Genomic DNA, 25295 nt, shown 5'->3' with positions numbered 1-25295 from the left:
TTTTCAATATATGCAGCTTGTTTTTATTTTAATCCTTCAACGATATCTGATAGTTCACTCCATCTTTCCATCGTTTTTTCTAGCTCTTCTTCTGTTTTCTGCTGTGCTTCAGATAATTCTTGTGCCTTTGTGAAGTCAGATCCAACTTTCGCAAGTTCTTCTCCAATTGACTCAATTTTCTCTTCTAGTTCGGCAATTGTATCTTCAATTGTTTCCCATTCACGCTGCTCATTGTATGAAAGTTTACGTTTACGTTGTTGTTTTGGAGCTGCTTCTACTACTTTTTTCTCTTTTTGAACTTCCGCTTTTTCAATAAGTTCTTTCGTTTTTTCCATTTCTAAATAATCTGTATAACTACCTAGGAACTCACGCACTTCTCCTCCGCCAGTAAAGATGAACAGTTCATCTACTACTTTATCTAAGAAGTAACGGTCATGCGATACAGTTAAAACGACACCTGGGAAATCTTCTAAATAATCTTCTAGTACTGTTAATGTTTGTGTATCTAGATCATTCGTAGGTTCATCAAGTAATAGTACGTTTGGTTCCCCCATTAAAATACGTAATAAATATAAACGTCTTCTTTCACCACCAGATAGTTTACCAAGCGGTGTACCATGTGAATGTGTCGGGAATAAGAAACGTTCTAACATTTGAGATGCACCAATTACTTTTCCATCTGTTGTATGAATAACTTCTGCAATCTCTTTAATGTATTCAATCATACGCTGATTTAAATTCATCTCTTCATTTTCTTGCGTATAATAAGCAACTTTTACAGTTTGTCCTACTTCAACTTCACCACTATCAGGAGATAACTTGCCTGCAAGCATATTTAATAGAGAAGATTTCCCGCTTCCATTCGCCCCAATAATTCCGATACGATCGCCTGGTTTCACAATATGATTAAAATTATGTAATACCGTCTTATCGCCAAATTTTTTCGTTACATCTTTTAACTCAAGTACTTTCTTTCCTAAACGACTTCCACTTAGTGCAATATCAACTGACTGTTTTGCAGCTGGCCCTTCTTGTTCCTTTAACTCATCAAAACGCTGAATACGCGCCTTTTGTTTCGTAGAACGGGCTTTTGCACCACGGCGAATCCAAGCAAGTTCACGACGATATAAATTTTGGCGTTTGGATTCTTGTGCCAATTCTTGCTCTTCACGAAGTGCTTTCGCTTCTAAAAATGTACTATAGTTTCCTTCGTAGCTATATAGTTTACCATTATCTAATTCAAAAATACGATTCGTCACACGATCTAAGAAATAACGATCATGGGTTACAAGTAATACCGCCCCTGTATATCTTGCTAAATATTCTTCTAACCATTCAACTGTCTCATGGTCAAGATGGTTCGTAGGCTCGTCTAAAATTAATAAATCAGGTGTTTCAATAAAACATTGTGCCATTGCGATACGTTTTTTCTGTCCACCAGATAAATTCCCAACAGTTGCAGTGAAATCTGTAATTCCTAATTTCGTTAGAAGAGATTTCGCATTTGCATTTGCTTCCCATGCACTCATTGCATCCATACGTTGCTGCACTGCAAATAATTGTTCCTGTACTTTTTCATTACTTGGATCTTTTTCAATATTTAATAGTGCTTTTTCATAATCACGAAGAAGACGAATTAAAGGTGTATCACCATGGAACACTTGCTCTAATACTGTTAGTTTTTCATCAAACTCTGGTTGCTGTGATAAATAACTAATGGTATATCCACGTGAATGCGTCATTTCACCTGTATCAGGAGTTTCTAACCCTGAAATAATTTTTAATAATGTTGATTTACCAGTACCGTTTACACCAATAATTCCAACACGTTGTCCTTCTGTAATACTACATGATAATCCATCAAATAACGGTTTTTCTCCGTATGATTTCGATAAGTTCTCCACAGTTAACATTTTCATATTTGTGCATTCCACTCTTTCATAAATTGTTCTATAAACTGTTCCATATAACGATGACGAACTTCAGCTTCTTGTTTTGCTGCGTTCGTATTCATTAAGTCTTTTAATTTTAAAAGTTTTTCATAAAAATGATTTAAAGATGGATCGTTATTTTTTCTATACTCTTCTTTCGTCATTACTTCACGCGGCGGAATTGTTGGATCATACATTAATCTCCCTTTCGCTCCGCCATATGCAAAAGTACGTGCAATCCCAATTGCTCCAAGGGCATCTAAACGGTCTGCATCTTGAACAATTTTCCCTTCAACTGACTCAACTGCGCCGCCATGCCCACCCTTATAAGACATATTGGCGATGATATGAAGAATATGTTTACTTTCTTCCTCATCTACATGTAACTCTTCTAACCAATCAGAAACTTTTTTCATTCCTGCTTCTTCACTTTCATTTAACTTTTCATCTGCCACATCGTGAAGTAATGCTGCCATTTCAATTATAAAACGATTTCCTCCTTCTTGCTCGGATAAAGAAATCGCCAGTTTATGTACGCGCTCAATATGATACCAATCATGCCCACTCGCATCTTTTTCTAAAATATTTTTTACAAAAGTAATTGTTTTTTTAATCTTTTCTTGTTTTGTCATTTTATCTTCACCCAGTTTCTTATTGTAACACGCCCGCCTTTTTTCATCACATATTTTCTTGTCCGCCCATACACTAGGTGGTAGGCATCATCATGAAGGAGGAATAAACATGTTCTATAATAATCAACCACCTTATCCACAACAACCATTTTACCCTCAGCAACCGGAACAAAGATATACAGAACAATATGAGGAACAAGAATTACAACAGCCAGAACAACAATACGAACAAAATCCATACGCTACACCGCAAGCTCAAGAACAACAAAATCCATACGACACACGTCCAAATTATGAATATCCTCAAAATCCATATGCAGCACCGCAAACTCAAGAACAACAAAATCCATATGACACACGTCCAAATTATGAATATCCTCAAAATCCATATGCAGCACCGCAAACTCAAGAACAACAAAATCCGTATGTAACTCAGCCACAACAACCACAATACCAACAACAAATGTATCAACCCAACTACGACGCACGTGTCTCACCACCTAAACCACCAACAATTGATCCAACGCAACCACAAATTTTACCACCAGGTCCGACTTTAGATATTACACAACCACAAATTTTACCACCTGGGCCTATTACAGAACCGACTCAACAACAAATTCAACAAGTTGTCGGTACACAATTTTTACCTTTAAAGAAACCTGTATTAGATTTCGTAAAACCTTGGGTAGATTATGGTTTAAATGAAGCGAAACAGACTTCACATAAACACGCTTTAACAGAAGTCGCTGCGATTATGTTTTTAGTTGGAAAAGGATATAACCCAACAATTGCTCATTATATCGTTGAATCTTGGGAGAAGAATGAGCAGTTTTAGAATTGTTCATTTTATATTATATAAAACTACAAAAGTGTCACAAGTGCCTGTCATACAAGCATTTGCGACACTTTTTATTAACTACACTAATGCTTATTACTAAAAATTCAACTTTAAAATATAAATAAAAAAAGAAAAGGACGATTTCTATCGCACTTTTCAAATCACATCCTATAAAGGCACTCTATTAGGATCTTCTCTTTCTAGGACCTACAATTAATTTAATTGCTGTTCTTTCTTGATTATTGATAGAAATCTCTTGAAATGCTGGAACAAAAGCCAAATCAACACCACTTGGAGCAACAAATCCTCTTGCAATCGCAATTGCTTTAATTGCTTGATTTAAAGAACCTGCCCCAATTACTTGGATTTCCACATTGCCATTTGCTCTTAGTACACCTGCTATTGCACCTGCAACTGAATTTGGACTTGATTTTGAAGATACCTTTAATATATTTTCCATGTAAGTTGCTCCCTCTATTATTTAATAGCTCTTTCATTACAGTTTTAAATATTTCAACGTATCTTTAACTATTATTCACACCAAAAGCAAACAATGCTTCCTATGTAAATGAATTCGATACCTTTCGTCTTCTTCCTGCCCAACTGCACAAATAAAAAGTAACGAATAAAGACTCTAATATACAAACGTTTAAATAGGAGCAATTCGCTAAACGACAACATTATCGCACCAAAAAATAACAATGCTACTTTTTCAGGTGCAATTCGTATAATAAGCGTTTCATCAATACTTCAATTTATTTAGAACTTCAGTTCATTTACATATACTACTATGTATCTTACATTTATTAATCATCAGGTAATATATTGGGTTCATACTATCGTTCTTCAAACTCGTATAAAAGATGTTCCTGCCACGATTCACATAAACCATCAAAGCCAGCTTACGGTACTTTCTGGCAAACTGAGTTTATAACCGTTCCTTTTGGTGGTTCTTTCCCATTCAATCACGCTGGGCCAAAAGCAGGAGGAGTTTCTTTACTAAATCCGACCACTATACATTTTAGTCAAGCTGGTGACTATAGAGTTTCTTTCATTTCAAGTATTAACACTACTTTAAATCCAGTATTTCCACATATTCCAGTCATAACTATATTTTTAAATAACAATCCACTTGCTAATAGTCAAGGTGATTTCGCTCTTCAAATGAATACTTCATTAAATAACGAATATCTTCAACTTAAAAATAATAGTGGTTTTAATAATCAAAGCATTGTAACTTGTGATAATGGAATAAACTCAGTTGAATTAACAGTTACAAAACTAAGTTAATAATACTCCATCAGATTTAGATGCTATTTCAGCATCTTTTTTTATAAAGTTTTGTTTTTTCCGCTTCCTATCATCTCTTTTATAGAACGTAAACCCCTATTTCATTATTCTGTTAACCTAATAAACATAAAAAATTGCCGTCCCCTTCTAACACAAGGTTTCGGCAATTTTCATATCAAAATCTATTCACTCTTACTTCTCCACATAAACCGACTTAACAATCGTACGATTATAAGGTTTTCCTTCTTTATTTATCCCTTTTATATCCATCGTAACGTTATATACCCCTGGTTGCTTTATGTCCTTCAAAGCACCTGTAAATGTATTTGTATTAACATTTTGTAATTCATTAAATTCAGAGACTAGCTTCCCTTCTTTATTAACAACTCTTACTGTTATGGAAAGATCTCCTTTCATTTCAGGTGCCGCAGGTGATTTTTTCAGTTTATACTCTGATTTGTTTATTTTGACTTTTGTTGGCATTTGAAGAACGAATGGCGCGCCACTTTTGTGATCGCTTACAATTAAGTATGCATCTTTCGACTGCTTCGCCATCATTTTAACTCTCCATTCTCCTACGTCCATTTTGTCAAATTTAAATGTACTAATTGTTGCCCCATTAAAGAAAGATTCACCTTCACCAGTAGTTATCGTACTATCTTTATTTGTATACACTTTTCCTTTTGGAGATATTAGTTGTATTTCTACATCAGAAGCGGCTGTTAATACAGAAACTATTCCTTCTGCCTTTTTATCAACCGCCACAGTTTGCTCTATCCACTGATTTTGTGGCAATTCTCCCCCTAAAATATTTTGATTAGAAGTTGTATTTAATTGCTCTATATTTTCTTCTGAACTATTACTTGGTGCTACTAACGCTGGCACGCCTACACTTGCAGTACGTAAATATGGTTCAATTCGTGCGAAAACAGCTGATCCTTTTCGTATATTGTCATGATCAAATTTGGAATCTGTAAATAAATGTGTGCCATATGGTAGCTTAGCACTCCATTCATTTACTAATCCATCATTCGAGCCGTACGATGACAAATATAATCCGCCCATAGATAACGCAGAAAATACTGGTCCCCAGCTAGTCCCAGTAGCCGTATAGTAACGGTTTAATTTAACTGCTGGATTATTATCTATCATTGAACGAAATTTTGCCATTTCCCCTATTTGTAACGCGTACGTACCATCATCTTTTTGACCTAATATAGAAGCAAGCCAACCTGCCCACCAACTATATGATAAATCCGCTAAATTTGAGCCGTGATGTGGTGTCGCAAGTGTAATAACATTCCCAACAAATCGATTCGCACCATATCCAACTAATGCCGCTTGTGTATCTATACCACCTTTACTATGCGCTACAATAGTAACCTTTTTACCGAAATGATTATATATTTCTTCCAGTTTTTGTGCTAACAATTTTCCGTTGTCCCACTGACTAGCCGATCCTTTCCCTGCCGCATCATATAGTTGAATAAATACCGTTTGATATCCCGCTTTCAAAGCATAGTCATACATATCATTTATATCGTGATATACAGTCTTTCCATACCAACTATCCGCATTACCATTTCTGCCTTGTACAAAGAGAATTGGAGGCTTATTCTCATCATAATTAGTTGGTTTTTGTCCTAAAAACCAATCGCCAGGTGTAAATACTTCTGTATCAGGAAACCCCTTTCCAAGCTCTTTTACAACTTCTGCCCTTACATTTGTGCTAATCGATGGAGCCATGATAAATAATATAATTAGTAAGGCAACACATCTTCTCATTAATCGCATGTTACTCCCCCCACTTTTTTTGAAAGAAGGTGCTCTTTGTAATAATTTATATTTTCTCCCTTAATAATAGCTAATCTTTTTATTTGAAAAAGATGTTAGCCCTATATTCAGGTGATTACTCGTACACCCTCTTCCTTAACTCACGTTATTCTCTTCGTTTCCATCTCTTCCTTTTGAGTAAACACGACAAAAAAATTTCTCAATAATTGTTAACTTCGCTACATCCAGATGTTTTTCAAATCATGATTGTTTATATAAAGCATACAAATCTTGAAAAAATTTTAGTAAAAAAACATTTTATTACTAATTAGTTATTTAAAAACATAATGAAGATATGTATTTTCTTTTCATTACATACAAACGAATTTAAAAGGAGATTGTATTGTAAGACTTTCCTATGACTAAATATTTAACTGAAATTTCAAAATATACAATCATATTTCCAGAAACATATATTATGATAATTTCCGCAGACTTGAATTAAGTTTTTAGAAGTACTAACCTATCAGTGAGCAGAAGAAAATTCTGTAAAAAGAAAGGAGAATGCTTTATGATGACCAATTTACAAAAGGAGTTTTTTAAACGATTAAAAATTCCCGCAAAAGAACTAACATTTGATGATTTAGATGAAGTCCTCTTAAAAATGGGAATGATTTTCCCCTATGAAAATCTTGATATTATGGCTGGTACTATTAAAAACATTTCAAAAAATAACTTAGTAGAAAAGTTACTTATTCAAAAACGAGGCGGTCTTTGTTATGAATTAAATTCCTTATTGTATTACTTTTTAATTGATTGTGGGTTTCAAGTATACAAAGTAGCTGGTACTGTATACGATCTTTACGATAATAAATGGAAACCTGATGATGGTCATGTCATTATCATTTTAAGTCATGATCATACAGATTATATTGTGGATGCAGGTTTTGCATCTCACCTCCCTTTACATCCAGTCCCTTTTAATGGCGAAGTCATATCTTCTCAAACGGGAGAATATCGAATTTACAAACGAAATACCCGAAAAGGTACACATATTTTAGAAATGCGAAAAGGGGCAAACGGCGAATCTACAAGTTTCTTACAATCTGAACCTTCAAATGAATGGAAAATAGGCTATGCTTTCACTATAGATCCAATAGATGAGAAAAAAGTGAATAACATTCAAAAAGTAATTGTAGAGCATAACGAATCGCCTTTTAATAAAGGGGCTATCACTTGTAAATTAACTGATTACGGTCACATATCATTAACGAAAAAAAATTATACAGAAACCTTTAAAGGCACAAAAAATAAACGACCAATAGGTTCTAAAGAATATGCTCGCATTCTTCGTGAATCTTTTGGAATAACTCAAGAGAAATATGTAGGAAAAATATTAGAAAGAGGCTAGTTAATTAAAAATATTTCATAATAAAGCAGATTCTATATATAGAATCTGCTTTATTTTATAATTTTTTATAACGTAATTCCTTATCAGTGTTACTCTTTTAAAAGACTAGTATTATTAAGCATTTCTTTTTGTGCCATGTATTACTTACATTTCAATTATATACTCATCATCATATTTATCGTATTGTAGCCCTGCTCCTATTTTTGATTCCGTAACTTGATCCCTTAAAAATGGTGCGGCTTCCATTTTGCTAGTTGCAATTTCAATTCCATATTTTTTCGTTAAATGAGCTAACTCTATTAAAAACCACTCTCTTCGCAATGTAACTGGAATATCTAATGTTCTTCTTTTCATATATAATAGCACCTCTTTTATTTTCATAACTTAAAAGAATATCACTTATCAAAACTATCGTTCATCACATACGCCAATGAAACATTATAGTATATGCATGTCCATTTTAAACGTGCTAATATAAAACACCATTATAGTTTACATAAAATAATTATGTAATAGTAGAAAGAGGAGGCTTGTCCTCCTCTTTCTACTATAGAGATTTAAATTAAGAACATCTTGGTACACCAAAAGCTAAAAATAGTGCTGCTACTCCTGCTGTAATCGGTACTTTTAACGTAATTACATCGTCTACCTTCGTTACTAAAAAGTACGCATTACCTTCTTGTAATATACAATTCACTAACAATTGAAATTCCATTCAAATCTCCTCCTTTCAATCGATATACTATAATTTATGAAATCTCTTTAAAAAAGTAATAGGAAATATATCTATTTTTCTTTATATACACATTAATCGTTTATATATATCTATTAAAAATATTAATTTTCGAAATGAATATAAAACGTGTATTATCCAATAAGTTCCTATATAATCAATAGAGAAAATCTTGCAAATGGAAGTATGAAAATGGCTATTTTGAGTAATATTGGTGGCGTATTATTTCTAGTTGCTTTTAATCTTTTAATCTTATGTATCCTTTTCATTCTTTAAGAAAAATGGAAAAGCAAAACAATATGGTCGTCCTACCGTTATCTTTTTTATTATTTCTATTGTATTAATAATGACCGGTACAACAAAATCTGAACACCCAGTTATCGAATTTTTTACTTTGGCGTTGTATATCTTCCAACTCATTAAAGATTGGAATAACACTTTCTAATTTCTTTTTATCGATACGTTCATTTACAAGATCCCGTCCTAACATTGAAATGAATGTACCAATTATAACCGCTTGTGCTGGTTTAGTTAATTTGGCTTTATCCATCCTTCATCCCTCCAAAATAAAAAGCACCCGAATGGATGCTTTTTCATTAAGTATTACATTTGCATTTCAATTATGGTAAATGAAGTTTTATTCTTCTTCCAATCACCTAATCTTATTTACATTTATCTGTTTCAGCAATATTAAGTAACTAAAAGAAGAGCAAAACCCCTTCTCCGTTTATACAACGTAAATTGCAATTGAATGTGAAATGAAGAACAACCATTCATCCAGTCTGCAACCATCGCCACCAGTTATGAAGATCCATTTTCAGAGGAATTTTATGGGCAATGTTTTCGGCCACTTCTCACAATACAAATATATCACGTTAACTCCAAAACGACCGGCACATTTACTGCAAAAAAGCGGTCACGACTCTGCCACCTTTCTTTAATTTATTGTAGCTCTTATTCTATTAAATAATGAATCTTTTAATTCCCTCTCATCTTTCCAAACAATATGGCTATATTGTCTAGTATCAAAATGCAGATTTGCTAAGTCATTTTCCCTGCAAGTCCATATTACAGGTTTACCAAGTCCCATTGCATAGCCGGCTTCAAAATAGACGTCACCTCTATGTTCAGTAAAATCTGCAATTACAAATTTACTTTGTCTTATTTTAACTATAATCTCATCATCAATTTTGTTATTGTGTTCCACTTTATCAATTCGAATAGGCTCATAACCTGCTTCTTTTACAGCCGTTGCAATTGCATTCTTATATAGACTATCCGTTTTTGGACTAAACGACATAGCGACAAACACCTGCTTAGTATCCGCTTCTCTTCCCTTTTCTAATTCTGCAATACGATTCCACCCTTTTGCTGTAACTGTAATATGTGCAGGAAAATCTGCTGCAGATAGCTTAGATATCTCAATTAATTCGTCCTGAAATAATTGGTTCGCTATATATTTCATTTCCAACAAATGAACACTCTGTACAAAAAATAGAGATTTATCTGATTCACGAATATATAATGGGTCACCTGGAAATTTTGACAATTTAGCTAAGTTTATTAATGACTCATCCAATCTATCAGAAGCACTATCTGGATATTCACTTAATAGATCCGCTAAAAGATAAATAGGATACGGAAATTCTGAAAGATTTTCATCTGGTCGATTAAGAAAAATCATTATTTTTCCCATCCCTCTAATGTTTCTCTTTCTTAAAATTGCAGAAAGTTTTCTCTTCTGCTCTACATTTAATTCGATTCTCGCTTCTTCAATCATGGAAAATGTGCCACAATTCTCACATTTATATTGCTCTGCACGTCCCCCTCCCACTCCTACTAATTGGGGTTCCTCAATAGAGTTTTGACAAACCGGACATCTTTCCCTCATCACAACCACCACTTTCTTGTTTATAGCATAATATTAACATATAAATAATTGACTTACCCTTATCTTATATTGTGTGTAACTGATCCTATCACTGAATCCCTTGCTATAATTAATTTTATTTAACTTTCTCTTTTGAGTTACACAGTACAAAAATTATGAGTAGCTGTATAGGGAGGGATACCACCAGCATTTTTCAAAATAACCTACGCTATGCGGAAACATAAAATAAAGCTGCCCATATGGACAGCTTATTTACATAATTCTCGTTATTGGGAGTTGCTTTTTGTTTTATTTTTTCTCACTAATTTTAAGCCGTTTTGCATTTATGAAGAATGCGCTCCCAATTGTGAATATAACGGAAGAGATGTACATTGTTATTCCTGAATATTTATTATCAAATATTGTAGTATTAAGTAAATTAATAAATATCATCAATATAAGTGATATGTACAATCCATAAATATATTTCACTTATGCCCCTCCCTTACTTTTTTCTTTTCTCTTTCATCTTTTTTTTGGCAACCCCTATGTAATAAATAGAGTTTTCTAAAGGTATTATTTAGAACTTCCTTTTTCCCTATTTTACCATTTTAAAGAAGTGATATGTTGTTTGATTTTGGTTGTATATTATATACACGTAAGGTTAACATAACGTCTCATTATTGGGAGTGAAATGTGCTTATACATCCAGGCTGTTGATGATAGCTAATATTTGATGATCTGTCCATTTGCCATTAATCTTTACATTTTCTTTAGCTATACCTTCTTTTTTAAATCCTACTTTTTCTAATACACGAATAGATGCTATATTGCTAGGCATAGCTCCTGCTTCAATTCTATGTAGTTTTAATTCTCTAAATGCAAAGTCTACAACAAGTTGTAGAGCCTCTGTTGTATAGCCCCTTGAATTATGCTCCCTATCTAAGGTAAATCCCGTATAACAGCTTTGGGCGGGATCCCTAGCAATTTGAGTTAATGAAATGTCTCCGATAAGTTTATCAGTTGCTTTTAAAAAGATTCCAAAAGCGTAAACTTGATCTTCAGCTTTCTTTTTTAATGCTCGTTCAATGCGTATTTTTTGATGTTCTTCTGTATAAAAGACTTCTGGGAGTAATGGACAAACTCGTTGAAAAAATTCGCGATTTCTAGTGTGTAAGTTAGCTAACTCGCTCGCGTCAGAAATTTTGTAAAGTCGAAGATATATTTGCTGTCCTACTAGTTTCATAAAAAACCTCCGATATCCTTTTAGTACAATTTTATTCTCGTCAAATCTTATAAATTCCTTTTTTATATTATATTCATGTTAAGCTAACATGACGTCTCATTATCGATAGCAAGGAAATGTGGGCCCATCCCCTGACAAAGGAACTTCCTTTTTTTGTTCTAAAGATTCATGCATTATTTTATACATTCCTATCCTGACTCAGGTTTTCGGGTTCTCTTTTGTTACTGAATTAGCCAAAATCTGTATAAATTTTTGTATGCTCTTAGCACGGGGGTTTTCAAAAATGGTGGCGATACCCCTAGATTTATTTCGTCTATACGTACGCTCACTCATACCAACATTTGCTAAAGTAATATCTTCAGATGGCTTCCCTACCATATTTGTTGGACCATGATATCTTACCTCGCTAGATGCTGTAACCTTCATTTCATGTCTAATCATCCCAAATTGTCTATAAATACGAACATTTTCAAGAACCTCTTCTAAACGAGCCTGCGTTGCTTTGCGATCAATTTTAGGTAAGAAAGTTAATTGCGCCATATATAAAAACACCCCTTATACATTTTGTTAATAAAAAAGCGGAAACCAAACTATAGAGCAATATTACTAATGCTCTTATAGTTCGATGTCCGCTGATTCTTACAGTAGGACTATATTTATAGATATTGTTATATTATTTTTCCACATTTTAGTAACTTTCTTATTTGAAAAAGATTATTTTGTAACAATTTTATAAAATCCATCTTCATTGAGCAATTTATATCTAAAAGGAGTAATTATGAAAATTTTGAAATACATATTACTTAGATTGTTTGGATTGCATTATTCGGAATATGGTGGGCTATATTCTTTCATTGAGTGTTTTTTAATCTCAACATCCATTATAAATTTTAAAGAAAACTTTTTAGATCAAGTAGCATATCATACTAGACAAGGATATATTCCACAAAATTTTGAAAGGAGGACTCTTTATGAATACAACTTTAATTTCTCATTTTTATAACGAAGAGTATCTGCTTCCGTGGTGGTTAATGCACCATACAAAATTATTTGATCATGGTATTCTTATTAATCGTGGGTCTACTGATCGTTCGGTTGAAATATGCAAATTATTTGCACCTCATTGGGAAATCCGTGATTCAAAAGTATTAGAGTTTGATGCCGTATTAGTTGATCAAGAAGTAATGAACATAGAAAAAGAAATTACGGGCTGGAAAATGGTGTTAAATACCACTGAATTTCTTTGCTGTTCTAATAAAGAAGAGTTTTTTTCATCACTTACTAAATTAAAAAGAAAGATGTATTCCATTAGAACTATTTTAATGGTAGATGACCCTATGCATGCCTACACTAAACCGAGATATGGAATTCCACTTGTCAAACAACGTTTTCATGGAATAGTAATTCAGCCTAGTCCTCTTACCATTTATAACGGCGGTAGATTAATTCATAATTATTCGCATGGTAACTATTCAGTAGGAAGACATAACTCGTTCTATTCGTTTACTATTTACAAGTATCCTGCTTTCATTTTAAAGTTCTTTTACAGTCCATGGAACAACGCTATGAAGGACCGGAAACTACAGATTGGTCCTACTCTTTCTAAACATAGCGCCCAGAATGGTTTGGGTACTCATCATCTTGTAACACTAGCTAAATTAGAAGAAAATTATCTACACTATGCAAACTTAACTAGCGATCTCCGATTAATGCCAGAATATCAATTGTTATTTCCAGGTTTATGTTTTCCAAATTATTAACATGATTAATTTTAATTTTCTATCAAATTAATTGTTGTATCTATAAATCAACACAATCCATAATTATTCAAATAACCCTTTTATGAAAAGTTATTTCTCTTAAATTATTCAGACATTTTCATTGCTTATTTTCATATGTTTAGTATTCCCTCCATACAATAAGAAAAGTATACAAAGTGAATGGAGGTTAAATATGCTTATCACAAATATTTATGATTTTATAGCCAAGTATGGGCGTCCCCCTCACTTTCACAAAGATTTCCCTTTAATCTTATTTTGGAGCCAAAAAAGCGGCTGCACTTCACTCGCATATTGGTTCTTTTATCACATTAATTTGTTTAAAGAAGTTGTAAAATATAGCCCATTTGTTCATAACTATGAATTTGAAATTTATAAAAATTCTATACCATATTTCACTGATTTAGCCAACGCATTACAAGCAAAAGAAAAAGACACGTATAAATTGGTAAGAAACCCTTTCAAAAGAGCTGTAAGTTCCTTTATTTCTCTTATACCAGCGCCATATTACGAATCCACTGAGTGGAAGCCAATCCGTCGTTATCTTTATGGTGATGAATCTTGCAATAAAAAGATTTCTTTTAAACTCTATTTATATTATTTAAAAGCTCATGCACCAAATTTTGAAGGTGTAAACCCACACTTCACACCTCAATATATACAAGGAGAAGAAGAGTTCGTTACAAATCACATTTACCTTGAAAATCTCTCTGCCCATCTGTCCGCCCTAGAAGATAAACATTGTTTTAAAAAATCTCCATTAAATGGATTAATTAACTCGTGGCACCACCAAAGTAATCTTGCAAATTACAAAGGTAACTATGCAGATGGTGATATTACAGATCCCTTATTCCCAAGGCATCCGACCTATGATAGTTTTTATGATGAAGAAACGATTCAATTAGTTAAAGATATCTTCAAAGAAGATTTCACTACTTACAAATATCCCTCAACATTACTTTAAAATATAAACATTTTCCTTATCACAAATTCATAATTATTACAGAGAAACTTAAGCCACCTACTTAAGTTTCCTCATAATACTCCTGCAAATTGAAGTTGGGCACTATTCTAATAGTGCTCTTTTTAATGAATTTCAATTTTCAAAAGTTTTCTTCTATTGTAAATTTTAGTGAGAACTATTCAATTAGAGATACATCTGAAGATTTATTTTAAGTCAAAGAGTATTTAACTTATGTTAGATGCTCTTTTAGCTAAAATAACGCTTTTGTTAAGATCCACGCATACATTTCTTAGGTGAAAAACTTTTATAAAGGCATTTTTTTAGACAAATTTACCAGGTGAATTAACAGAAATTTCTTGTTATTCTTAATTTATTGAATAACCCAATACATTCAACAATGCTCTTGACTGCATACTTAGTATGCAACCATCCATCCAGATACCTTAGCTAATACGTCCCCAAAATCGTTATTATTGCTAAGGTATCTTTTTAGATGCCCTGTGTGCAGGGCTTTTTTATTTCAGTGATAACGCTCTTTTTCCCATATAATTATTGATGCTTGTAGTCCCATTTCTTAACAAAATTCAAATTTGATTATATTAACCGTATTTTTCGCTCTTCCATACGAATTACTTTTCCATTTTGAATATACAAATGATTGTTCACCAAATCCACCTTGAGGTGGTTCTATTAGTTGGACCTGACCATTTTTAACAACATATATTCCGTTTATTTTCAAAACTGACACATAATAAGTGATTTATATCACCACATTGATTTTAATATATTGCTATTCTTGGTTTAGTTATCACATTAAACTTTATGGAGGCATTCATATGGAACATACATTTACTGAAACTTCTATTGTCGGTGAGATTGTTACACAATTTCCGAAAGCTAGTGATCTTTTTAAATCATATAGAATAGATTTTTGTTGTGGTGGTAATAAACCACTTATTGATGCAATTAATGAAAGAAATTTATCAGCAACAGAAGTACTTACAGAGTTAAATACGCTTTATGATAAAACAAAACTATTAAACGAGTCTGAAATTGATTGGAAAAATGCATCTTATCGCGAATTGATTGATTATGTTATAAATAAGCACCATCGCTATTTAAATGAAGAGTTGCCACAATTAAGTCCGTATGTAACGAAAGTATTACGCGTCCATGGAGCAAGTCAGCCTCATTTAGCTCAAATTCATAAGCTATTTCATGAACTTAAGATGGAATTAGAACAGCATTTAATTAAAGAAGAAACAGAAGATTTCCCATTAATTTTAGAATTCGAACAACATCCAACTGATGAAAACTATGCAAAATTACGTAAAGTAGTGGATGAGTTGGAGAATGAACATAACCACGCTGGCAATATTATTAAAGAACTTCGTAAAGTGACAAATGACTTTACTCCTCCAGAAGGAGCTTGTGGCACTTATCGACTTGTTTACCAACGTCTTGAAGCTCTAGAATCTGATTTATTTGAGCATATACATTTAGAAAATAACATTTTATTTCCACGTGCAATTACGAAAGCATAGATAAAGCACAGGACATGAGTATACATGCTCATGTCCTGCTTTTTCATTGTGTAAGAAATAGTCACACTTCCCCTATCATTTCATTGGGCAGCTTACTATTATTTAATTTATCAAGCATTAACGGGCAGTAAGACTCCCACCTCAAAATCCAGCGAAAGCAAAGAAGTTAGGTGGGGGTCGGGCTGCCCGTAAAAGCCCGATTGGTGAAGACTAATAATCAGTGGGGGATGAACAAACCCCCTCTGATTAAAGTTTCATTTTATTGAAGAAGTATATTACATAGCATGAAGGAGTTGTATTTATGAAAGAACAAATGATTAAAAAACATTTAAGAGAGGTCTTCCTATTTAAAGAACTTTCAGAAGAAGAACTACAGCCTATTGTAGATATTTCAAGTTTACGAACTTATAAATGTAAGTCATTTGTATTTTTGCAAGATGAGCCACTTGATCGTGTTTTCTTTATCCACTCAGGGAAAGTAAAAATTCAAAAAACTGATGCAACTGGAAAAGAACAAATTGTTGCTGTCCTTCAAGCTGGAGAAATGTTTCCACACGCTGGTTTCTTTAGACGAGGCGTCTTTCCAGCTCACGCGGAAATAATTGAAACCGCTCACTTAATTGTTACGCCTATCTCAGATTTTGAAAAGATTTTGATTCAGTACCCTGAATTATGCATTAAATTGTTTACAGTTCTAGGTGAAAAAATTGTGGATCTTCAAAACAGATTAGAAGAACAAATTCTTCATGATACGTATGAACAAATTATTATGTTATTACTTCGCCTATGTAAATCAAATGGTATACAAGTAAACGATACATACACGTTAAAAACACAATTTACTAATCGTGAGCTCGCCAATATGATTGGATCCTCAAGAGAAACGGTTAGTCGTACAATGAGTCAGTTAAAACGCAGAGAATTAATTGATCTCGATGAAAACGGTTGTTACATTATTGATCCAAATGCTTTAAAAGCAGAAATTCTTTAAAAATGAAAGTTTTTTTATTGGAGGATTCTTCATACCTAACTGATTATTCCTCCTTCCTCTCTTCTTTCATTCCATTAAATCCCTTTATAAAAGCATTATTTCCTGTATATTATTCTTTTGACTGCCCTCCCCTACTAGTACAATTTCACTTGAATTCATCCACATCACACGTGTGATTTTACTCACACCTTATTCATTTTCCTTATGTTACATTATTATTGAGAATCAATATCACTCTAATTTGAGGTGAGCATGATAATGAAAGTAATCGATATGAATCAAACAGTTCATGATTTGGCTAGCCAACATCCTGAACTCATCCCTATCTTAAAGCAACTAGGCTTTGAACATATAACGAAACCTGGCATGCTGCAAACAGCGGGCCGAGTAATGACTATTCCCAATGGATGCCGAATGAAAGGAATTTCATTTGATTTCGTGAAACATACGTTTGAAACGAATGGGTTTAAAATTAAAGAATAGAGGAGAATCCTTATGAGTGAAATCATTAACAATCGTGAACAAAAGAATATGGATACAATGGAACGTCAATCCATGTTAAAAGAAATTATTAAAAGTCTTCATAGCGGCAAAGGTGTTGAAGAAGTGAAAGCTCAATTTGAAGAAGCTGTCGGTAATATTACTGTTGCAGAAATTTCAAAGCTTGAGCAAGCACTAATGGAAGAAGAAGGGATTCCTGTGGAAGAAGTTCAACGTTTATGCTCCGTTCATACCGCTATATTTAAAGGTTCCATTGAAGAAATTCATAGATTGAATCAACCTGAAGAACAACCTGGTCATCCAATTCATACATTTAAACTTGAAAACAAAGAAATTGATCTACTTGTTAACTTTAAAGTTAATCTTCACTATGAACAGTTTGGAAAAGAAGATAGTGAAAAAAACATTTATAAGCTAATAGAAGATTTAAATTTATTACTTGATGTCGATAAGCATTACAGCCGCAAAGAAAATTTACTTTTCCCTTATTTAGAAAAGTACGGAATTTATGGTCCGACACAAGTAATGTGGGGTATCGATGACGTTATTCGTGACGCTATTAAAGAGACGAAACAAAAACTAATAAACTATAACAGCAATAAACAATCCGTTTTAGATAGTATTGACTTCGTCATTCGTGAAACGACTGAAATGATTTTTAAAGAGGAAAATATTTTATTTCCGATGGCACTCCAAACTCTTACTGAAGATGAATGGATTAAAATTGCTCATGAAAGCGATGGAATTGGCTATTGCTTAACTAGTCCTGCAGGTGTATGGAAGCCTGATAGAATCCTAATGCAAGAGAAAGAAGCTATGTCTGAAGGATTTATTCGATTAGAAACTGGGGTACTATCTTTAAAACAATTAGAATTGATGTTGAATCACTTACCCGTGGATATTACGTACATTGACAAGGATGATGTTGTCCGTTATTTCTCTCATGGAAAAGAACGAATCTTTGCTCGTACAAAGGCGATAATTGGTAGAACAGTCCAAAACTGTCATCCTCCAAAAAGCGTTCATGTTGTTGAAAAACTTTTGGAAGACTTTAAATCTGGCGATAAAAATTGTGAAGATTTCTGGATTAAATTTAAAGATAAATATGTATACATCCGCTATTTTGCTATACGAAGTGAAGATGGAGAATATATAGGTACTCTTGAATTCACACAAAATATCAATCCAATTCAAGAAATTCAAGGAGAAAAACGTATTCTCTCATAAAGTGAAACTTTAGTCAGTGGGGATGTTCATGCCCCACTGATTATTAGCCTTCACCAATCGAGCATTTACGGGCAGCCCGACTCCCACCTACCCATATAAAAAATTCCCTTTCACTTATCTCTCCACATAAATCCGAATTTTAACAATTTGTGAATCATTATTAAGATGTGATAAATATCACATCTCCCTCTTTTTTTATTTTCTATAATAGAAACATAATATACTTTGTTCAACATTTCACATAAAAAGGGGAAATGAATATGAAAAAACGTTTAGTTATGATCGGAAATGGTATGGCTGGCATACGCTGTATGGAAGAAATATTAAAACATGATAGTGATTCATATGAGATTACTATTTTTGGAGATGAACCACATCCAAACTATAATCGCATTATGCTCTCTCATGTTTTACAAGGCAAAACAAATATGCAAGATATCATTATGAATGACTACAGTTGGTACGAAGAAAATGAAATAACCTTGTATACAAACGAAAGAGTTCAAAGTATTAACCGAGAAGAAAAAATCATTATCACAGAAAAGAATCGTACTCTTACATATGACAAGCTCATTATCGCAACAGGTTCTAGTGCTTTTATTTTACCTGTTGAAGGCTCTACCCTTCCTGGTGTGACAGGATTTCGAACAATTGAAGATACACAATTTATGATTGATACTGCTAAAGATAAGAAAAAAGCCGTTGTCATCGGCGGTGGGTTACTTGGCTTAGAAGCCGCAAGAGGTCTTATTGATTTAGGAATGAACGCACATGTTGTTCATTTAATGCCGAGCTTAATGGAGCAACAACTAGATACAAAAGCAGCTTCTCTCCTTCGTGAAGATTTAGAAGCACAAGGCATGAAATTTCTCATGGAAAAGAAAACGGTAAAAATTCTTGGTACAGACCATGTTGAGGGCATTCAATTTGAAGATGGTGAAGTTGTAGATTGTGATTTAATTGTAATGGCAGTCGGGATACGCCCGAATACGCAAATAGCAAAAGATGCTAGTTTAATTGTAAATCGCGGTATTGTAGTCAACGACTATATGCTAACAAATGATGAATCCATTTATGCCGTTGGTGAATGTGCAGAGCATGACGGTATCGCCTATGGCCTTGTTGCTCCTCTATATGAACAAGGTGCAATATTAGCAAAACATATAACGAATTTACAAACTGATGGATATACAGGCAGCATCGTCGGTACGCAATTAAAAGTTGCAGGTTGTGATTTATTCTCTGCTGGCCAAATCTATGAAGATGATCAAACGAAAGCAATATCCATCTTTGATGAATGTAAACGTTCCTATAAAAAAGTATTAATTCGTGACAATAAAGTCGTCGGTATCGTTTTATATGGTGACACAGCTGATGGTACACGCCTCTTTAGTATGTTAAGGAAAGAAGAAGATATACAAGAATATACACCAGCTTCCCTTCTTCACAAAGCTGGTGTAGAAAGTGAACTTGACGTTGCTACAATGAGTGCGGATGACACGATTTGTGGATGTAATGGTGTTACGAAAGGCACAATCGTACATGCCATTTTAGAACAAGAATTAACTACTTTCGAAGAAGTAAAAGGCTGCACGAAAGCCGCAGGTTCTTGTGGTAAATGTCGTCCACTTGTGGAACAAATTTTATCTCATACACTTGGAGATGCTTTTGATGCCTCAGCACAATCTGCCGGTATGTGTGGATGTACAACTTTATCACGTGATGAAGTCGTAGCAGCGATTCATGAGAAAGGTTTAAAATCGCCAAAAGAAGTACGAAATGTACTCGGTTTTGCACATGAAGACGGATGTTCGAAATGTCGTCCTGCTTTAAATTACTATTTACGTATGGCAATTCCAGAAGAATATGAAGATGATAAATCATCCCGTTACGTTAATGAAAGAATGAATGGTAACATTCAGCATGATGGTACATTCTCTGTTATTCCACGTATGTACGGAGGCGTTACAACTGCAGATGATTTAATGAAAATTGCTGAAGTTGCGAAAAAGTATGATGTTCCTCTTGTGAAAATTACAGGCGCAAGTCGCATCGGTTTATATGGTGTTAAGAAACAAGATTTACCTAACGTATGGGCTGACTTACATATGACTTCTGGATATGCGTATTCAAAATCACTTCGTAATGTAAAATCGTGTGTTGGTTCTCGTTTCTGTCGTTTCGGTACGAAAGATTCATTAGGGCTTGGTATGCTACTCGAACAATCATTAGAAATGGTAGATACACCTCATAAAATGAAAATGGGTGTAACGGGCTGCCCACGTAACTGTGCGGAAGTACTTACGAAAGATTTTGGCGTTGTTTGTGTCGAAAATGGATATCAACTATATATCGGCGGAAATGGTGGTACGGAAGTGCGTGAAGCTGATTTTGTAATGATTGTCCCTACTGAAGATGATGTTCTTCGCATCGCTACAGCTTACATGCAATATTATCGTGAAACTGGTATTTACGGAGAACGCACTGCCTACTGGACAGAACGATTAGGCTTCGATCATATAAAAGAAATACTGCAAGATACAAATATGGTCACTAAGTTAAATGAGCGTTTCCAAACAGCTCGTAGCACATATACGGAAGCATGGGGACAAGCACTAGAAACGAATTCATTAAAAGCGATGTATGACGTAGAAACTGTAAAATAAGGAGCGTGCACTATATGTTACAAACGAAAGAAAAAATAAAAATTATGCGTGCGGAAGACCTTCCTATTCAAATTGGTAAAGAGGTGCAAATGAAAGGTACGTCTATCGCCCTATTCCGCCTTTCAAATGGCGATATTCGCGCTGTAGAAAATCGTTGTCCTCATAAAAACGGTCCATTAGCTGAAGGAATTGTATCTGGAGAATTCGTATTTTGTCCACTACATGATTGGAAAATTTCATTAATAACGGGTGAAGTTCAAAAACCTGATGACGGTTGTATTCAAACGTACGAAGTAGAAGTTATTGATGGTGACATTTATATAAACATGTAATTTACAAAAGGAAGCCTCCCCTGGCTTCCTTTTAAATAAAAATAGATGAGGTGTGAATATGAACGGATATGTATATTTAGTTGGTGCAGGACCAGGTGATGAAGGGCTTATTACAAAAAAAGCGATAGACTGCTTAAAGCGTGCAGATATCGTCTTATATGACCGCTTATTAAATCCTAGATTTCTTCATTATACAAAAGAAACATGCGAACTTATTTATTGCGGAAAAATGCCGAAAAATCATACTATGCGACAAGAAATGATTAACGCCCACCTCCTTCAATTTGCGAAAGAAGGAAAAACCGTTGTACGCTTAAAAGGTGGAGATCCCTCTATTTTTGGTCGTGTTGGTGAAGAAGCAGAAACTTTAGCATCTGCGAACATTCCGTATGAAATTGTACCAGGTATTACATCTAGCATCGCCGCTAGTAGCTATGCAGGTATCCCCCTCACCCACCGTAACTACAGTAATAGCGTCACTTTACTAACTGGACATGCAAAAGGTCCTTTGGCCGATTATGGAAAATATAATTCATCCCACAATAGCGACACAATCGCCTACTACATGGGTATAAAAAACTTACCTACCATTTGTGAAAACTTACTACAAGCAGGAAAAAAAGAAGATACACCCGTAGCAGTCATTGAATGGGGTACAACTGGGAAACAGCGCGTTGTCACAGGGACTCTAGCAACCATTGTTCATAACGTCAAAACCGAAAATATTTCTAACCCTTCCATGACGATTGTTGGTGATGTCGTTTCCTTACGTAATCAAATCGCTTGGAAAGAACGTAAACCATTACATGGTAAAAAAGTTTTATTTGCATCTGCAACAAATAAAACAAGTGTAATGAAGCAAAGGTTACAAGAAACCGGTGCAGAAATATATCAAATTCCAACTTTCAAAAAGGAAGAATATACATTAACACTTGAACAAATCAATGAAATTTTTAACGTTGATCGCCTTGTTTTTTGTTCAGCTGAAAGTGTAGAAATCTTGATGCAAGCATGTAGTAAATACCAGAAAGATATTCGTTCCTTACAGGCAGAGCTGCAGCACATGAATGTTGCCACTCAAGAAAAACTTATGCAATATGGGCTACTAAGTAAACAAGCAAAGTTCTCTTCCCATACAACTGTTTATTTAGGCAGAAATATTAACCGAATTGCTTTTATTCAAGAGAAAATTGGTGCTGGCTCCTATATGATGACTCATGAGTATACAATTGATCATCGTTTCGATGAAGTTCATTCTCGTATACTTTCTGAATTCTCATGGGATAGCATTGTGTTTGAAGGGCGTGCCTCAATTGATACTTTTTTATCAGAAATAAAACGACTTGGTTTTATTGATATTCTTACTCTTCCCTTCTCGTATACCGACGTTCCAACTTTACACTATGCGAATAAAGTCGGATTACATAATGTAGATGAGCAATTACAAGACATTATTATGAAGAAAGATTTGGTGCTACGATGAAAGGAATTGTATATGTTGGACACGGTAGTCGCCTGCAAGAAGGCAATGAACAATTTATTCGCTTTATTCAATCTGTCATGAAAGAACGTAACGAAAGAATTCAAAAAATAGCTTTTCTAGAACTAACAACACCTACCATTTCGGATGCAGTTACAGAAACAATACTAGAGGGAGCAACTGAAATAATGATTGTACCTGTTTTATTATTTGCAGCAGCTCACTATAAACGTGATATTCCTCTTGAAATAGAACAAATACAAAAGAAATACCCACATATAACATTTTCAGTTGTACCACCTTTTAGTACGCATCCACATATGGTTGAACTTGTAGCGAAAAGAATACGTGAAACTATTCCAATGCAAGGTAGTAGTATTTTACTCGTAGGAAGAGGCAGTAGTGACCCCCAGCCGATACATGAGTTACAACAAATCGGAGCAGCTGTCGAACGAAAACTCAGTATGCCAGTATCGTGCTCCTTTTTAACGAAAGGAACTCCCTCTTTTACTGCTGAGCTCAAGACTATAACATCGGCCGCATCCCATGTATATGTCATGCCGTACCTTCTCTTTACCGGATTATTGCTTCAAAAAATCAAATTGCATACAAAAAAATACGATCACGTTACGACTTGTAACTGCCTGAAGTTTGATACATATATGAAGTTGGCATTATTAGAGCGAATGGAGGAATGTGTGTATGTATAGCATGTACCCTCTTATGTTTAATCTACATAATAAAGTGGTCGTTATCATTGGTGGAGGTAAAATTGCATATCGAAAAGCGTCTGGATTAAAAAATACAGGCGCTTTCGTCACCGTTATTAGCCCCGAGATTTGCGAGGAAATGAAAGAACTTCCCTATATTACTTGGAAGCAAAAAACTTTTAGTAATGATGACATTAAAGATGCTCATCTTATTTATGCAGCTACAAATCAACATGCTGTTAATATGATGGTCAAACAGGCCGCCCACGATTTCCAGTGGGTTAACGTTGTAAGCGATGGTACAGAATCATCGTTTCACACACCTGGCGTTATAAGAAATAATGAATATATTGTCACTATTTCAACTTCTGGTAAAGATCCATCGTCTACAAAGCGTATGAAGCAAGAATTAACATCTATACTTCCTAAACTTATAAAAAAGCTTTCTCGTACTCACAAATAATAATCTATTTCTTAGCCAAAATAGTAATTACCTTTGGACAAACGTTTTTTAGAAGCGTTTGTTCTTTTTGTTTTGGTTTCTTTTTTGAAACTGCACAAGCAATCTGCGAAGAAAATGAATGGTGTCGGCAACTTGTAAACAAGTAAATGTTATGATAACTGCAACATTACGAGCAACTCTTTCAATTCATTTTTTACATTGGATATTCATTCAACCAAATTAGCGCTTGTTCATAATCATCGAAAAATTCCACAGATTCTTTCGTATTGGATTGTTGTAAATAATTCAGTATCTCCCCTTCTTCAAGAAGAAATGCAATTGCCTTACTATGATTCAAAATGGTTTCATTGAAGAACTTATCTTTCCATACTTTTTGAACAGAAAAATGATTTGGCGTGTATCCTTTTCTATCTACCAATAATTTGTATTTCCGCCCTTCAGAAATAAATTGCTGACAAACCTGCTCAAAATCATTAAACCATTCATACACATCCTCTGTTTTAATCTGACCAATTAGATGGGTAACAATCAAATCTCCTGAAACTGTTGTGCTGATATTCTGTTTACTCAACTTGGAATCATCTCCCTTTGTTATAATTATGCGGAAAAATCGCATAAAATCAATAAAGATAAAATTCTTACTTGACACTCCCACCCCATCGCTATCAACCTAAGCTCATGTAACTTCTATTATAAGCGAGATTGTGTCTTTTTTCGCAAGTCTATATGTAGATGCTTTAAAGATTTGCATACGAAATAAACCCTAATGAGTTTCCTTTTTTGAATTAAGCCGCTTGATTATCAGACATGGTACAATTGTAAACGACACTCAATATATTAAAGACTGTTTTCTTCTCATATCGATGGGATTCCCATCCATCATTTACTACCTCAAATCTATTCGTTTTTGCA

The 25295-nt window shown here is 34.1% G+C and carries 26 protein-coding genes and 2 pseudogenes; 15 read left to right on the top strand and 13 right to left on the bottom strand.

From position 1 onward, the window contains the following. Positions 1–23: 23 nt before the first annotated feature. Both JDS95_RS08835 and JDS95_RS08830 read right to left on the bottom strand, forming a co-directional pair. Positions 24–1919, bottom strand: coding sequence for an ABC-F family ATP-binding cassette domain-containing protein (locus JDS95_RS08835; protein WP_000783190.1), 1896 nt, complete (start codon positions 1917–1919; stop codon positions 24–26). After that, positions 1916–2563, bottom strand: a complete 648-nt coding sequence (locus JDS95_RS08830; RefSeq protein WP_000165952.1) for an HD domain-containing protein — start codon at positions 2561–2563, stop codon at positions 1916–1918. The genes JDS95_RS08835 and JDS95_RS08830 overlap by 4 nt, the downstream gene beginning before the upstream one ends. A 109-nt stretch (positions 2564–2672) precedes the next feature. On the opposite strand from JDS95_RS08830, the gene JDS95_RS08825 reads away from it, so the two are divergent. After that, positions 2673–3401 (top strand): hypothetical protein, encoded by a 729-nt coding sequence (locus tag JDS95_RS08825; RefSeq protein WP_085449871.1) that lies wholly within the window; start codon positions 2673–2675, stop codon positions 3399–3401. Between the two features lie 187 nt (positions 3402–3588). On the opposite strand, the gene JDS95_RS08820 is transcribed toward JDS95_RS08825, so the two are convergent. Further along, positions 3589–3864 (bottom strand): stage V sporulation protein S, encoded by a 276-nt coding sequence (locus JDS95_RS08820; RefSeq protein ID WP_000427795.1) that lies wholly within the window; start codon positions 3862–3864, stop codon positions 3589–3591. A 365-nt stretch (positions 3865–4229) separates the two neighbouring features. Between JDS95_RS08820 and JDS95_RS08815 the strand changes: the two genes are divergently transcribed. After that, positions 4230–4694, top strand: coding sequence for a preprotein translocase (locus JDS95_RS08815; protein ID WP_199690405.1), 465 nt, complete (start codon positions 4230–4232; stop codon positions 4692–4694). 192 nt (positions 4695–4886) lie between these two features. On the opposite strand, the gene JDS95_RS08810 is transcribed toward JDS95_RS08815, so the two are convergent. Then, positions 4887–6488 (bottom strand): esterase/lipase family protein, encoded by a 1602-nt coding sequence (locus JDS95_RS08810; RefSeq protein WP_001238679.1) that lies wholly within the window; start codon positions 6486–6488, stop codon positions 4887–4889. Positions 6489–7038: 550 nt separating this feature from the next. Between JDS95_RS08810 and JDS95_RS08805 the strand changes: the two genes are divergently transcribed. After that, positions 7039–7878 carry an arylamine N-acetyltransferase family protein gene (locus JDS95_RS08805; protein ID WP_000988914.1) on the top strand — a complete coding sequence of 280 codons (840 nt, stop codon included), beginning with the start codon at positions 7039–7041 and terminating at the stop codon, positions 7876–7878. Positions 7879–8022: 144 nt separating this feature from the next. Here the strand turns inward: JDS95_RS08805 and JDS95_RS08800 are convergent, their stop codons facing one another. Continuing rightward, positions 8023–8232 carry a hypothetical protein gene (locus JDS95_RS08800; protein ID WP_000830259.1) on the bottom strand — a complete coding sequence of 70 codons (210 nt, stop codon included), beginning with the start codon at positions 8230–8232 and terminating at the stop codon, positions 8023–8025. Between the two features lie 208 nt (positions 8233–8440). Then, on the bottom strand, positions 8441–8593 hold the full coding sequence (exsG, locus tag JDS95_RS08795; RefSeq protein ID WP_000395673.1) for an exosporium protein ExsG: 153 nt from the start codon (positions 8591–8593) through the stop codon (positions 8441–8443). Positions 8594–8803: 210 nt separating this feature from the next. Here exsG and JDS95_RS31070 point away from each other — a divergent pair. After that, positions 8804–9032: pseudogene (locus JDS95_RS31070) on the top strand (excalibur calcium-binding domain-containing protein); the annotation flags it as partial. Here the strand turns inward: JDS95_RS31070 and JDS95_RS08790 are convergent. The 5 genes from JDS95_RS08790 to JDS95_RS31065 all read right to left on the bottom strand — a co-directional run bounded on the left by JDS95_RS08790 (position 8952) and on the right by JDS95_RS31065 (position 12267). After that, on the bottom strand, positions 8952–9161 hold the full coding sequence (locus JDS95_RS08790; protein WP_000356390.1) for a hypothetical protein: 210 nt from the start codon (positions 9159–9161) through the stop codon (positions 8952–8954). The pseudogene JDS95_RS31070 and the gene JDS95_RS08790 overlap by 81 nt on opposite strands. Before the next feature lie 387 nt (positions 9162–9548). Next, the gene (locus tag JDS95_RS08785) at positions 9549–10502 is read right to left on the bottom strand and encodes a nucleoside 2-deoxyribosyltransferase (RefSeq protein WP_001209144.1); all 954 of its coding nucleotides are present in this window, start codon (positions 10500–10502) and stop codon (positions 9549–9551) included. A gap of 288 nt (positions 10503–10790) precedes the next feature. After that, a complete protein-coding gene (locus JDS95_RS31810; RefSeq protein ID WP_085449873.1) occupies positions 10791–10973 on the bottom strand; it encodes a hypothetical protein in 183 nt (60 codons plus the stop codon). 208 nt (positions 10974–11181) lie between these two features. After that, complete coding sequence (locus JDS95_RS08775) at positions 11182–11727, bottom strand: GNAT family N-acetyltransferase (RefSeq protein WP_000779776.1); 546 nt, start codon at positions 11725–11727, stop codon at positions 11182–11184. 198 nt (positions 11728–11925) lie between these two features. Continuing rightward, on the bottom strand, positions 11926–12267 hold the full coding sequence (locus JDS95_RS31065) for a hypothetical protein (RefSeq protein ID WP_000068014.1): 342 nt from the start codon (positions 12265–12267) through the stop codon (positions 11926–11928). A gap of 431 nt (positions 12268–12698) precedes the next feature. On the opposite strand from JDS95_RS31065, the gene JDS95_RS08765 reads away from it, so the two are divergent. Then, on the top strand, positions 12699–13487 hold the full coding sequence (locus JDS95_RS08765; protein WP_001098390.1) for a glycosyltransferase family 2 protein: 789 nt from the start codon (positions 12699–12701) through the stop codon (positions 13485–13487). A gap of 193 nt (positions 13488–13680) precedes the next feature. Continuing rightward, positions 13681–14469 carry a sulfotransferase family 2 domain-containing protein gene (locus JDS95_RS08760; protein ID WP_000909241.1) on the top strand — a complete coding sequence of 263 codons (789 nt, stop codon included), beginning with the start codon at positions 13681–13683 and terminating at the stop codon, positions 14467–14469. Positions 14470–15063: 594 nt separating this feature from the next. Here the strand turns inward: JDS95_RS08760 and JDS95_RS08755 are convergent. After that, positions 15064–15229 (bottom strand): annotated as a pseudogene (locus JDS95_RS08755) (DUF3954 domain-containing protein). A gap of 76 nt (positions 15230–15305) precedes the next feature. On the opposite strand from JDS95_RS08755, the gene ric reads away from it, so the two are divergent. The 9 genes from ric to JDS95_RS08710 all read left to right on the top strand — a co-directional run bounded on the left by ric (position 15306) and on the right by JDS95_RS08710 (position 24383). After that, a complete protein-coding gene (ric, locus tag JDS95_RS08750) occupies positions 15306–16013 on the top strand; it encodes an iron-sulfur cluster repair di-iron protein (protein WP_000401367.1) in 708 nt (235 codons plus the stop codon). 301 nt (positions 16014–16314) lie between these two features. Beyond that, positions 16315–17004, top strand: a complete 690-nt coding sequence (locus tag JDS95_RS08745) for a Crp/Fnr family transcriptional regulator (RefSeq protein WP_000663106.1) — start codon at positions 16315–16317, stop codon at positions 17002–17004. A gap of 255 nt (positions 17005–17259) precedes the next feature. After that, positions 17260–17487, top strand: coding sequence for a DUF1858 domain-containing protein (locus tag JDS95_RS08740; RefSeq protein WP_085450168.1), 228 nt, complete (start codon positions 17260–17262; stop codon positions 17485–17487). Positions 17488–17499: 12 nt separating this feature from the next. Next, positions 17500–18732, top strand: a complete 1233-nt coding sequence (locus JDS95_RS08735) for a DUF438 domain-containing protein (RefSeq protein ID WP_085449875.1) — start codon at positions 17500–17502, stop codon at positions 18730–18732. Between the two features lie 260 nt (positions 18733–18992). Beyond that, positions 18993–21398: an NADPH-nitrite reductase large subunit gene (gene nirB, locus JDS95_RS08730; RefSeq protein WP_085449876.1), complete on the top strand. Its 2406-nt coding sequence runs from the start codon at positions 18993–18995 to the stop codon at positions 21396–21398. A 14-nt stretch (positions 21399–21412) separates the two neighbouring features. Continuing rightward, complete coding sequence (gene nirD, locus JDS95_RS08725; RefSeq protein ID WP_000942185.1) at positions 21413–21730, top strand: nitrite reductase small subunit NirD; 318 nt, start codon at positions 21413–21415, stop codon at positions 21728–21730. 58 nt (positions 21731–21788) lie between these two features. Then, a complete protein-coding gene (locus tag JDS95_RS08720; RefSeq protein WP_001014931.1) occupies positions 21789–23213 on the top strand; it encodes a uroporphyrin-III C-methyltransferase in 1425 nt (474 codons plus the stop codon). Further along, a complete protein-coding gene (locus JDS95_RS08715) occupies positions 23210–23920 on the top strand; it encodes a sirohydrochlorin chelatase (RefSeq protein ID WP_000676483.1) in 711 nt (236 codons plus the stop codon). Before JDS95_RS08720 ends, JDS95_RS08715 begins: the two co-directional genes overlap by 4 nt. Continuing rightward, entirely contained in the window at positions 23913–24383 is a 471-nt protein-coding gene (locus JDS95_RS08710; RefSeq protein ID WP_000287168.1) for a precorrin-2 dehydrogenase, read from the top strand. Before JDS95_RS08715 ends, JDS95_RS08710 begins: the two co-directional genes overlap by 8 nt. Before the next feature lie 193 nt (positions 24384–24576). On the opposite strand, the gene JDS95_RS08705 is transcribed toward JDS95_RS08710, so the two are convergent. Continuing rightward, entirely contained in the window at positions 24577–24999 is a 423-nt protein-coding gene (locus tag JDS95_RS08705; protein ID WP_085450169.1) for an STAS/SEC14 domain-containing protein, read from the bottom strand. Positions 25000–25295 lie beyond the last annotated feature (296 nt).

Source organism: Bacillus cereus group sp. N24, assembly GCF_016483345.1.
GTDB lineage: Bacteria > Bacillota > Bacilli > Bacillales > Bacillaceae_G > Bacillus_A > Bacillus_A toyonensis.
The sequence above is the reverse complement of the archived record's forward strand: the minus strand, read 5'-3'. Positions and strand labels throughout refer to the sequence as shown.